The sequence below is a fragment of the Bradyrhizobium nanningense genome, assembly GCF_004114535.1.
GTDB lineage: Bacteria > Pseudomonadota > Alphaproteobacteria > Rhizobiales > Xanthobacteraceae > Bradyrhizobium > Bradyrhizobium nanningense.
Window position 1 is genome coordinate 135,285 of sequence record NZ_LBJC01000029.1, and the last position, 11,464, is coordinate 146,748.

Genomic DNA, 11,464 nt, shown 5'->3' on the forward strand with positions numbered 1-11,464 from the left:
CAAGGTCTTGTAGCCCGGATGAGCGAAGCGACATTCGGGATTCTCATCGAGAGCGGCCCCGGGGTGTCGCTCCGCTCCCCCGGGCTACGAGCCTACGATTCCCCGCTCACGCCTCGTGCAATTCCGACGGCGTCGCGCCGAAGCGCTTGCGGAAGGCGCGGTTGAAATAGGACAGATCGGCAAAGCCCGAGGAATGCGCGATGTCGCTGATCTTGCGCGCCCTGGCGCCGGGATCGCCGAGCAGCTTGCGTGCCTGGAGCAGGCGCTGCTCCAGCACGAACTCGGTGAAGGTCGTACCGGCCTGCTCGAACAGGCGTTGCGCCTGGCGCGGGCTTAAGCGCGAGCGCGTCGCGACCTCGGACAGGCAGAGATCGTTGCGGCCGAGCGCGGCCATCACGTCAGCGCGCATGAGCTCGAGGCGCGCCGCGCGCATCTCCGCCGACCTCGCTCAGCTCGGTCCGACCTTGACCCGTCCGGAAACTTCGGCCGCACCTCCGCGCCGCGCCTGACGCGCAGATTTGAGTTGCATTGCTGCTATCAAGCTTAATCTCGACTTAAAGAGTCCATCTGATTGCGTCGGTGTCGGTAAAGCAGGATCATTCCAAACGGGGGTACACGACGCTGTTGGAGGAGGAGCCTGCCATGACACTTCAGGATGCCTTGGCGGTCTACCTGTATGCTTGGATGAGGGACAAATCTCTCGACGCTGACCATGAGCGGATCCTCGACGCTGCGGTGAGAATTATCGAGCAAGAGGCACAGAAGGTACTCGCCGCGCATTCGCGAAGCGATGAATAGCCTGCACAAGGACGATCACGACTAGGATCGTGCGCGTGTCGCGTGACCATCACCTCAACCATATTGCGCTGCCCAGCAGGGAGCCTCTTAAGGAGCTTTGCTAGCAGGGTCTTTGCCTTCCGACGTTTCTATTGCCGTCTCAACTTCATTTGCCAACGCGTTAAGATGGTCGGCCAACCGCGAGAACAATTCGCGCTTTTTGGGTCTGTCGCGAGATCGCGGATCAGAGCTCATTCGGGCGCGCCAGTGCGCAACTTCTCCGCGTGGGCCCGCATCTCCTTCATTGGTCGCCCTATGGTGGTGGATAGATTGCTGCGCGAGGGCGGGTTGTCCGAAGGGTGAGATACTCGTTTTGTTCGAGGATCGTTCTTACCTAGGAGAACTACGGTGTCCCCGCGGACATGCCGCTTCGTTACGGCCCTAAGCCGTCGCCACGGTAAGGTTGGGAGCGAACCTTAAAGCTCGCCACCCGCTTATCCAGCAGCCAAAGCTCGGCGCTGTGAGTGGTCACCAACTGCCGGGCCCGAAGCATGGCTGCTCGGTCGTTTGGACAGCTCAGATCGTGACGGTCAATGATGTGTCCGCTCTCATCGAGAATATAAAGCCGGTAGCCTGGCATCGATGCCGATCCACAGAAGGATCTTCGATGCTGCCTGATCCTAGCAGCTGACTTCTTGCGCTAGCGCAAAGATGGGCTCGAGGAACTCTCCCGTTCGTGACGATCGCGATACGCCCCTCTTCCACCCGGGCTACGGGGCTACGATTCCCCGCTCACGCCTCGCGCAATTCCGACGGCGTCGCGCCGAAGCGCTTGCGGAAGGCGCGGTTGAAATAGGACAGATCGGCAAAGCCCGAGGAATGCGCGATGTCGCTGATCTTGCGCGCCCTGGCGCGGGGATCGCCGAGCAGCTTGCGCGCCTGGAGCAGGCGCTGCTCCAGCACGAACTCGGTGAAGGTCGTGCCGGCCTGCTCGAACAGGCGTTGTGCCTGGCGCGGGCTCAAGCCCGAGCGCGTCGCGACCTCGGACAGGCAGAGATCGTTGCGGCTGAGCGCGGCCATCACGTCAGCGCGCATGAGCTCGAGACGCGCCGACGCATGTCCACGGCCGCGCGCGAGACTTGCATGCTCGGCATCGGTGCCGAGCAGCAGGCCGACGAGGTCCACCATGTGCTGCGCGGTGAGGCGCTGGCCCACCGCGTCGAGATGCGGCGCGTGATTGGCGGCGAGCGCGTGGTAGCGGAAGACCGTTTCGGCGACCGCGCCGTCGGAGAGCACTTGCGACAGCTTGTCCTCGGCGCGCGGATTGATCTCGAGCAGCGTGCGGCGCGGCATGCGGATGGTGGTGAAGCGGTCTTCGTCAGTGTGGCCGACGGCGCCCGTGATACTCATGTCGGCGAGCAGCATTTCGGCCGGCGCAAGCTCGACGGTGTGGCCGTTCTGCCTGACGCGGACGCGGCCCGCATGTGCGGCGATCAGGACGAGGTCGTCGCTGCCGTCGGCGAGGTGGCTCTGGGTGCGGGAATATTGCGCGGAGGCGCCTTCCGGAATGGCGAGCGTGATGTTGTCGACCACGCTGACCTGGAGCCGGCAATCGATGCTGTCGCCGTGGCTCGGTCCGATATCGAGGCCGCAGGGACCGACGGCCCGCTCGCGCCAATGCTCGAACGCCGCACCCTGCGGCAGTCCCGTGTATTGATGAACGAAGATGCCCGGCGTTTTCGCTGCATCCATCTGATTTCTAGCCCCTCTCCGGCTCCGCGATCGGCGGCGCCGACTGCAATCTCCGGAAATTTGACGTCACGAATTGCGGCGAGGTTCAAATCGGGACCGGATTCAGGGAGACTTGTCCGGATACGACGGCGGGATGGACGCTGGCGACACTTGGGATCCTGTAGCCCGCATGAGCGAAGCGACATGCGGGGACCGGCGGCCCCGGATATCGCTTCGCTCATCCGGGCGACGAATTACTTCTTGGCCGGCGCCTGCGGCTGGGACGGCGGCACGGTCTCGATCAGCTTGCCGGAAAACACCGGGGACGAGGTCGGCTGGCCATTGGGCGAGCCGCCGGCCTGCTCGACGGTGACGGCGTAAGTCGCGCCGTTGACGACCTCGGCATCATAGGAGGCGAGCAGCGGACGCGCGGTAAAATCCCCGGCGCCGATCACGCCGAGCGAGCGCGGGCGCGGCAGCTTGTCGGAGATCAGCCAGAGCTCGAAACTCTTGCCGGGCTCCGGCGTTGCGCCGACCTTGCGCACCGTGAAATTCCGCGTCGCGCCGTCGATGGTGAGGATGAAGGCGGGGCCGCCGGCCTGGTCCTGCAGCAGCGCGACATATTGCGCGGATGCCGCGAGCGGCGCGGCCGGCGTCTTCACTTCCACGGTCTGAATGCGCGGCGCTGGACGCAAGCCGTTCGGCAGCGCATCGGGCAGGAAGATCTGGAGCGACAGCGTGACGAACAGCGCGGCCGCAAGCGCGCCGGCGACGGATGCGATGGAGCGCCAGCGCTTCACCCGGCCCTCGAGACGGATCACATTGCCGTCGTCGGCGACCGCTGCCGGCGGCGCGCGAACCGATGCGAGATCCGGCGCATGGACTTGCGGGACGAACTGCGGTGCGACGTCGGCAAGCGCGTCGGGCTCGGGACGCGGCATCTCCGGTGGCCCGGCTTCGGCATGCGGCACAGCCGGGGTCTGCGCAACCTCCGTCGCCGGCTCCGCTCTCTCCGAAGCGGGCAGCTCCGATGCAGGCGGAGGTGGCGGCGGCGAAGCCTCGTCAAGCGCGGGCGGCTGCTGCGCCTGCGCCGTGCGCGCGATCTCGGACCCGATGTTCTCCCACACGATCGGACGGGGCTCGAGCGAGCCGACCATCTGGTTGAGCGCGCCGAGCCGGAAGGACCAGGCCCGCACGATTTCGGCGAACGCCTCGTCCACCGCCATCATGGTCTCGACCTGCGCGCGCTCGTCGGCATCGAGCGTGCCGAGCGCATATTCCGCGGCGAGCGCGATATGGTCCTCCGAATAGGCCATCAATTGCAGTCCAGAACCACCATCACAATAGACGCCCTCAAAGTCCGAGGCATTCGCGAATATCCAACATGCTGCGCCGCAGCCACGTCTTCACCGTGTTGACGGGCGCTGAGAATTTCTCCGCCAATTGCTCGCGGCTCCAGCCGTTGTAATAGGCGAGAAGCACGAGCCGCTGACGGTCCGGCTCGAGCCGGCCGATGCATTCCAGGAGCCGCTTCAGCTCTTCGGTCATCTCCCGGCGTGCCAGCGGGTCGGGGCTGTCGGCCGCAACCTCCATCGCCTGAGGCTCTTCCTCGATGGAGACCTCCGACTTCTTGCGCACGATGTCGATCGCACGGTTGCGCGCAATCGAGGCCATCCACGTGATCGGCGACGACAGGGCCGGATTGAACCGGCCGGCGCCGTTCCAGATCTTGACGTAGGTCTCCTGAATGACCTCCTCTGCGAGATCCTGTCGGCGCAAGATACGGAGCACGACGCCATAGAGTTTCGCGCGCGTGGCGGCGTAGAGGCGCTCGAACGCGGCCTGATCGCCCTTCGCCACCGCCTCGATCAACCCGACCAGCTCTGCTGGCGTCAGCATTCAGCCCCCCGACACGCGGCCCGTCGCGTTCCGCGAAAGCCCTGGCACCACACCACCATAGCGCGCGGCAAAGCCGACCACCAAGGGGCGCAGCGCCACACTGTGGACAGCAGATACGAAAACCCGGACCTTGCGGGTCCGGGTTTTGCGGATTTTTCGGTGGTCTTGCTTGTGGGCCGTCAGGCGACGGCGCCGATGCGGGCGCGCATCAGGCCGATGCTGTCGAGGTCGGCCTGCTCGCGGGCGTTCTCTTCGGCGCGTTCGCGGGCCTGGTCGCGCTCGTCGAGGAGCTCGACCTTCTTCAGTTCCTCGAAGGCCTCGGCCAGCGCGGCCTTGGCTTCGTCGAGCTGGCCCTTGAGCTCGTCGGCCGAGCGGGTCAGGTTCTCGCGGCGCTGGATCGCGGCCTTGGCGTAGGTCGGGTAGGCGAAGTGTGAGGGATCGTTGATCCCGGCACGCTCCTGCTCGGTCTGGATCTCGCGTTCGAGATCGACCGACATCCGCTGGAAATCGGCGATCATGGTCTCGATCTGGGTGACCCGGCGGCGCTTCTCGTCAACCTGAAATTTCTTCAGGCGAATGAGGGTATCTCGTGACTTCATCGACTCATACTCCCCAGAAGTCCCCCCGCTGCACGTGGGACGATACCGGTCACCCCACGGGCCCGATGGGGGCCCAGACCGGCTCTGCTACTCTGTGGGATCGGATGATGACCGGACAAAGTTAGCGTTCCGTTTCCAAATTGCCGAGGATTTGCGCCAACTGGCGGTAGCCGTCCGCCAGCGATGCATTTTCGTCCTTACCCTGGCGCAGGAAGGCCTCCAGCGGCTCGTGCAGGCGGATCGCCTCGTCGACCTCGGGGCTGGAGCCGGCCCGGTAGGCGCCGAGGCGGATCAATTCCTCCATGTCGGCATAGGTCGCCATCACCTGGCGCGCCCGCTGGATGACGGGCCAGAATTCCGGATCGGCCGATTTCGGCATGGTCCGGGAGACGGATTTGAGGATGTTGATCGCGGGATAGCGGCCGCGCTCGGCGATCGAGCGCTGCATCACGATGTGGCCGTCCAGGATACCGCGCACGGCGTCGGCAATCGGCTCGTTATGATCGTCGCCGTCGACCAGCACCGTGAAGATGGCGGTGATGGCGCCCTCCCCGAGGCCCGGGCCGGCGCGTTCGAGCAGCTTCGGCAACTCGGTGAAGACGGTCGGCGTGTAGCCCTTGGCCGTCGGCGGCTCGCCGGCGGACAGGCCGATCTCGCGCTGGGCCATGGCAAAGCGCGTCACCGAGTCCATCAGGCAGAGCACGTCCTGGTCCTCGTCGCGAAAATATTCGGCGACCGCGAGCGTCAGATACGCCGCCTGGCGGCGCATCAGGGCCGGCTCGTCGGAGGTGGCGACCACCACGACCGAGCGCGCCAGGCCCTCCTCGCCGAGGTCGTCCTGCAAGAATTCCTGCACCTCGCGGCCGCGTTCGCCGATCAGCCCGATGACGCTGACATCGGCGTCGACGTTGCGCGCGAGCATCGACAGCAGCACCGACTTGCCGACGCCGGAGCCTGCGAAGATGCCCATGCGCTGGCCGCGGCAGCAGGTGAGGAACGTGTTCATCGCGCGCACGCCGAGATCGAGCGGCGCGCCGACACGCTTGCGCGAATGCGCTGGCGGCGGCGTGTTGCGGAACGGCATCGGCGAGGCGCCTTGCGGCAGCGGTCCCTTGCCGTCGATCGGCTCGCCCAGCGCGTTGACGACGCGGCCGAGCCAGGCCGACGAGGGTCGCACCAGATTGGCGGCATTGGCGATGACGGCCTTGCAGCCGCGGCGCACGCCGTCGAGGCCGGCGAACGGCATCACGACGGCATTGTTGCCGGAGAAGCCGATCACCTCGCAGGGAATCGAACGGTTGGCCCCGGTCTCGATCACGAGCCGCGCGCCGACCGACATGGCGTGAATAGGTCCGGCCACTTCGACCATCAGGCCGCGTACGCCGACCACACGGCCATAAATATTGACGCCGTCGATATCGCCGATCTGTTCGGCAAGCGCCTTCATAAGGGAGCCTTCATCAGGAGCGCGCCTTCATATGAGGGCCTTCATATAGTGGTCGCCCTAGCGATCGATCCCCGGGACTTCACGGTGAAAACCTTAAGTTTCGCCATATTTCTGAACGGAGCTTAACTTCGTGTTTACCCGCATCATTAATCATTGCGTCACTGTCTTTGTGACTGAGCGTGACTCCCCTTCAGAAGAAGGCTGAGTCGCGGGAGTCGGTTAGGCCCGTCTCTTAAAGTGGAACTTGAACGGAGCTGGGTGACGAAAGCTGCTTCCCACGCAAGACCTTAGGGCGATTCGAGAAAAATTGCACCCGAAGGACTTGCGTTCCAGAATCAGAGTTTGTTAACCATCTGTTGTCAGGATCCGAATCAGTTGTTCAAAGGCGTTTTGTTGAGTGCCGCGAATGCGGCCGACCTGACGCCCAGGAGCGGCGACTATGGGGAACTGGCATGCGCGTTTTGCTGATTGAAGATGACAGCGCCGTCGCGCAGTCGATCGAGCTGATGTTGAAGTCTGAGAGCTTCAACGTTTACACGACCGATTTGGGGGAAGAAGGCGTCGATCTCGGTAAATTATACGATTACGACATTATTCTCCTCGACCTCAACCTGCCCGACATGTCCGGCTACGACGTGCTCAAGCAGCTCCGGGTTTCCAAGATCAAGACACCGATTCTGATCCTCTCCGGCCTCGCCGGCATCGAGGACAAGGTCAAGGGTCTCGGCGTCGGCGCCGACGACTACATGACCAAGCCCTTCCACAAGGACGAGCTGGTGGCCCGCATCCACGCGATCGTGCGCCGCTCCAAGGGCCATGCCCAATCGGTCATCCAGACCGGCGACCTCGTCGTCAACCTCGACACCAAGACGGTGGAAGTCGGCGGCCAGCGCGTGCATCTGACCGGCAAGGAATATCAGATGCTGGAGCTGCTTTCGCTCCGCAAGGGCACGACCCTCACCAAGGAAATGTTCCTCAACCACCTCTACGGCGGCATGGACGAGCCCGAGCTGAAGATCATCGACGTCTTCATCTGCAAGCTCCGCAAGAAGCTGGCCAACGCTTCCGAGGGCCGCAACTTCATCGAGACCGTGTGGGGCCGCGGTTACGTGCTGCGCGAACCGCACGAGCACGAAGAGCGCATTCCCGCCTGATCTCTTGGGTTACGTCGCGAGCCCCTCAGGCTCGCTCCTCCCAGCCTGGACCCCGCCGCAAATGGCGGGGTTTTGTTTTTGGGGATCGCTTCATCCCTCGCTTAACGTTTGAACCGCTATCCTTCCCCCGCCGACGAATGGTCGCTGCACGATGGGGGAATGATGATCCTGCAATCACTGGCCGGCCTGCCCGCCTTCCTGGTCTATTTCTGCACCGGGCTGATCGCGATCGTGGCGTATTTGTTCGTCTACACCCGCATCACCGCGCATAACGAGTTCCAGCTGATCAGCGACAACGACCCGGCCGCGGCGATCGCGCTCGGCCTCAGCCTGCTCGGCTTCGTGGCGCCGCTGGTCAGCGCCATTGCGCATTCGGCCAATGTGCTGGACTGCCTGATCTGGGCCATGATCGCGCTGATCGTGCAGGTCATCGTGTTTTTTCTCGTGCGCGTGCCGGTGCCGAACCTGTCGGCGCGGATCGCCGCCGGCGAGCTTGCGCCCGCAATCTGGCTCGGGCTGTCCTCGCTCGCGGCGGGCCTGCTCAACGCCGCCAGCATGATCTATTGAGATGGCCGACAAATCGTCCAAAAAGGAATTCGGCAAGCGCCGGCCGGTCGCCGAGCCACCGCCTCCACGGCCACCGGTGAAGCGCTCCGGCCATGTCGCGCTGCTGGTGATGGGCACGCTCGCGGTCGGCACCACTGCCTACACGATGATGCCGCGGCAGACCTGCGAGCCCACGCCTGGCGCCGTGCCGGGGCAGACGAGCACGACCTGCACCAGCAGCGGCCGCAGTTCGTCAGGCGGTGGCAGCTCGGGCTGGTCGTCGCGGTCGAGCTTCTTCAGCAGCGATTCCTCGAGCCATTCCTCGTCGGGGACGTCGTCCGATTCCGGCCACAGCAGCGTGAGCCGCGGCGGCTTTGGCTCGTTCGGCCATGGCTTCTCGGGCGGCGGCTGACCCATGCAGCGCATCACATGCCTCGAGCGCGATGATTGGCGAGAGACCGCAGTGCAATGCGGCTTCGTCTTCCACACCGTCGACGGCGAACGCTATTGGGACGAGCGCGCCTATTACGGCTTCACGCTCGACGAGATCGAGCGCGGCATCGAGGCGCCGACCGGCGAGATCGACGCGATGTGCCTGGAGCTTGTCGGCCGCGTCATCGGCGACGAACGCGCCTTGCGGCGCCTGAAAATTCCGGAAGCGTTCTGGAGCCTGATCGCCGAAAGCTGGCAGCGCGACGACCGCAGCCTCTACGGCCGGCTCGATCTGAAGTACGACGGCAAGTCGCCGGCCAAGCTGCTCGAATACAACGCGGACACGCCGACCTCGATCTTCGAGGCCGCGGTATTTCAATGGAGCTGGCTCGAACAGGCGATCGAACGCCGCGTCATCCCCTCGCGTGCCGATCAGTTCAATTCCATCCATGAGCGGCTGATCGCGGTGTGGAAGGAGATTGCCGCGGGCCAACATGTCCACCTCACCGGCAGCACCGACGATGCCGAGGATGCCGGCACGCTCGCCTATCTCGAAGACACCGCGCGCCAGGCCGGGCTCTCGACCACGCTGCTCGACATCGAAGAAGTGGGCTGGCGCGATGAACCCGGCGGCTTCGTCGACCTCGACGAGAACGACATCGCGCTCGCCTTCAAGCTCTATCCCTGGGAGTGGATGTTCCACGACGCCTTCGGCGCCAAGCTGAAGGACGCAGCCACGCGCTGGATCGAGCCGCCATGGAAGGCGGTGCTCTCCAACAAGGGCATCTTGCCGCTGCTCTGGGAGATGTTTCCGAACCATCCCAATCTGCTGCCGGCCTTCTTCGAGGATGATCCGCGCGCTGCCGAGCTCGGCACGTCCTATGTGCGCAAGCCGCTGCTGTCGCGCGAAGGCGCCAATGTCACGATCGTGTCCGGCGGCATGCCGCTCGACGAGCAGACGGGCCCCTACGGTGCCGAAGGCTTCGTGCGGCAGGCGCTGGCGCCGCTACCGAATTTTTCGGGCTTCTATCCGGTGATTGGAAGCTGGCTGGTGAGCCAGGAACCGTGCGGCCTCTCGATCCGCGAGGACGAGAGCCCGATCACGGGCAACCGTTCGCGCTTCCTGCCGCATGCGATTTTGTGAGGACACGTCATTCCGGGGCGCGACATCGTCGCGAGCCCGGAATCCATAACCACAAGCAGATCGAACGGCCCCACGTCGAACCATGTGCCTACTTCATCGGCCTGTGGTTATGGATTCCGGGCTCCGCGCTTACGCGCGGCCCCGGAATGACGAGAAGCGGCTCACTTCGCCGCAGCGAGCTTCAGCGGCTGCGGCATCAATCCACCCATGGGACGGCCGGAGCGCGCGGGATTGAGCTGGTAGAGACCGCGGCGCTCGGTGATGGGACGGAACGCGTCGGTGATACCGACGACGGATTCAGCGGCCCCGAGCAGCAGCGTGCCGTCGGCTTCCATCGCCTTCGCCATCCGCTCGAAGATCACCGCCTTGGTGTCCTGGTCGAAATAGATCAGCACGTTGCGGCAGAAGATCACGTCGAACGTGCCGAGATGGGAGAAGTCCTGCAGCAGATTGAGCTGGCGGAACTGGACCATCGCGCGAATGTCGGCATTGAGCTGCCAGAGCTCGCCGGTTTGCGTGAAATACTTCATCAGGTGCTGGATCGGCAGGCCGCGCTGCACCTCGAACTGGCTGTAGACGCCGGCCTTCGACTTCTCCAGCACCTCCTGCGACAGATCGGTGGCGACGATCTCGATGCGCCAGCCGGCGAGGGCGGCCCCCATCTCCTTCACGCACATCGCGATCGAATAGGGCTCCTGCCCGGTCGAGGACGCCGCCGACCAGATGCGCAGGCTCTTGCGCGCCGCGCGCGCCTGGATCAGTCCCGGCAGGATGGTGTCGCGCAAGTGATCGAACGGGATCTTGTCGCGGTAGAAGAAAGTCTCGTTGGTGGTCATGGCTTCGACCACGTCGGTCGCAAGCCGGCCGTCGCCGGTCCTGATCTTCAGCACGAGATCGGGAATGCCGGGAAGGTTGGCCTTGCGGGCGAGCGGCAAGAGCCGGCTCTCGACCAGATATTGCTTGTCGGGCGACAGATCGAGGCCGGAGCGCTCTTTCAGGAACTTGCGTAGATAGTCGTAATCGACAGGCGTCACGAGCGATCTCCCGCGAACAGGCGGTTGACCTTGGCGCCGATCTGGTTGAGCGGCAGGATCGCGGCGCAGATGCCGGCATTGGCCGCTGCGCCCGGCATGCCCCAGACCACGCTGGAGGCTTCGTCCTGTGCGATCACGCTGCCGCCGGCGGCAACGATGTCCTTGCCGCCGCGCATGCCGTCCGAGCCCATGCCGGTCAGGATCACGGAGAGGATGTTGCCGTGCCAGATGTCGATGGCAGAGGTGAAGAGCGGGTCGACCGCGGGCTTGCAGAAATTGACGGCGGGCCCGTCGTCGAGCGCGATCACGGTGTCCGCGCCGCTGCGTGCCACGCGCATGTGCTTGCCACCGGGCGCGAGATAGATCCGCCCCGGCTTCACCGGCTCGCCGTCGACCGCCTCGGCTGCCGGCCGGCGGCTCGAACGCGCCAGATGCTCGGCCAGGATGGTCGTGAAGGTCGGCGGCATGTGCTGGGTGACCAGCACCGGGAAGCGGTCGATCACCGGGCCGAGCTCGGTAACGAGCGCCATCAGCGCCTGCGGACCGCCGGTCGAGGAGCCGATCAGCAGCACCTTGGGTGCCTGATTGGAGAACGGGCGCAGGGCGAGCGACGACGCAGCCGGCGCGGCGGAAGCCGGTGCGGGCGTGACCGGCCGCGCCACGGGACCGCGCGGGGCCGGCGCCGGGCTCGCGGGCGCCAG

13 protein-coding genes are annotated in these 11,464 nt (G+C 64.9%); 5 read left to right on the forward strand and 8 right to left on the reverse strand.

Features of this window, described 5'->3' with window-relative positions; genetic code table 11:
• Positions 1-106: 106 nt before the first annotated feature.
• Positions 107-433: a helix-turn-helix transcriptional regulator gene (locus XH84_RS24920; protein ID WP_245471844.1), complete on the reverse strand. Its 327-nt coding sequence runs from the start codon at positions 431-433 to the stop codon at positions 107-109.
• A gap of 209 nt (positions 434-642) precedes the next feature.
• Between XH84_RS24920 and XH84_RS40010 the strand changes: the two genes are divergently transcribed.
• Complete coding sequence (locus XH84_RS40010; RefSeq protein WP_164936158.1) at positions 643-798, forward strand: hypothetical protein; 156 nt, start codon at positions 643-645, stop codon at positions 796-798.
• A 771-nt stretch (positions 799-1,569) separates the two neighbouring features.
• Here XH84_RS40010 and XH84_RS24925 read toward each other — a convergent pair.
• The 5 genes from XH84_RS24925 to fliI all read right to left on the reverse strand — a co-directional run bounded on the left by XH84_RS24925 (position 1,570) and on the right by fliI (position 6,453).
• Positions 1,570-2,529: a helix-turn-helix transcriptional regulator gene (locus XH84_RS24925; RefSeq protein ID WP_128918700.1), complete on the reverse strand. Its 960-nt coding sequence runs from the start codon at positions 2,527-2,529 to the stop codon at positions 1,570-1,572.
• A gap of 233 nt (positions 2,530-2,762) precedes the next feature.
• The gene (locus XH84_RS24930; protein ID WP_128918701.1) at positions 2,763-3,824 is read right to left on the reverse strand and encodes an anti-sigma factor; all 1,062 of its coding nucleotides are present in this window, start codon (positions 3,822-3,824) and stop codon (positions 2,763-2,765) included.
• A 37-nt stretch (positions 3,825-3,861) separates the two neighbouring features.
• Complete coding sequence (locus XH84_RS24935; protein ID WP_128918702.1) at positions 3,862-4,407, reverse strand: sigma-70 family RNA polymerase sigma factor; 546 nt, start codon at positions 4,405-4,407, stop codon at positions 3,862-3,864.
• A gap of 179 nt (positions 4,408-4,586) precedes the next feature.
• Positions 4,587-5,006, reverse strand: coding sequence for a flagellar export protein FliJ (gene fliJ / locus XH84_RS24940; protein WP_011084990.1), 420 nt, complete (start codon positions 5,004-5,006; stop codon positions 4,587-4,589).
• Positions 5,007-5,127: 121 nt separating this feature from the next.
• Complete coding sequence (fliI, locus tag XH84_RS24945) at positions 5,128-6,453, reverse strand: flagellar protein export ATPase FliI (protein ID WP_128918703.1); 1,326 nt, start codon at positions 6,451-6,453, stop codon at positions 5,128-5,130.
• A 452-nt stretch (positions 6,454-6,905) separates the two neighbouring features.
• Between fliI and ctrA the strand changes: the two genes are divergently transcribed.
• The 4 genes from ctrA to XH84_RS24965 all read left to right on the forward strand — a co-directional run bounded on the left by ctrA (position 6,906) and on the right by XH84_RS24965 (position 9,729).
• On the forward strand, positions 6,906-7,607 hold the full coding sequence (gene ctrA / locus XH84_RS24950; protein WP_008138878.1) for a response regulator transcription factor CtrA: 702 nt from the start codon (positions 6,906-6,908) through the stop codon (positions 7,605-7,607).
• Positions 7,608-7,769: 162 nt separating this feature from the next.
• Positions 7,770-8,174 carry a DUF350 domain-containing protein gene (locus tag XH84_RS24955; protein WP_128918709.1) on the forward strand — a complete coding sequence of 135 codons (405 nt, stop codon included), beginning with the start codon at positions 7,770-7,772 and terminating at the stop codon, positions 8,172-8,174.
• Between the two features lies 1 nt (position 8,175).
• The gene (locus XH84_RS40970) at positions 8,176-8,565 is read left to right on the forward strand and encodes a hypothetical protein (protein WP_128918704.1); all 390 of its coding nucleotides are present in this window, start codon (positions 8,176-8,178) and stop codon (positions 8,563-8,565) included.
• A gap of 3 nt (positions 8,566-8,568) precedes the next feature.
• A complete protein-coding gene (locus XH84_RS24965; protein WP_128918705.1) occupies positions 8,569-9,729 on the forward strand; it encodes a glutathionylspermidine synthase family protein in 1,161 nt (386 codons plus the stop codon).
• Between the two features lie 161 nt (positions 9,730-9,890).
• Here XH84_RS24965 and XH84_RS24970 read toward each other — a convergent pair whose 3' ends face one another.
• Positions 9,891-10,763, reverse strand: coding sequence for a CheR family methyltransferase (locus XH84_RS24970; RefSeq protein ID WP_128918706.1), 873 nt, complete (start codon positions 10,761-10,763; stop codon positions 9,891-9,893).
• A partial coding sequence (locus XH84_RS24975; protein WP_283811969.1) for a chemotaxis protein CheB occupies positions 10,760-11,464 on the reverse strand: 705 nt, incomplete at its 5' end. The genes XH84_RS24970 and XH84_RS24975, both read right to left, overlap by 4 nt.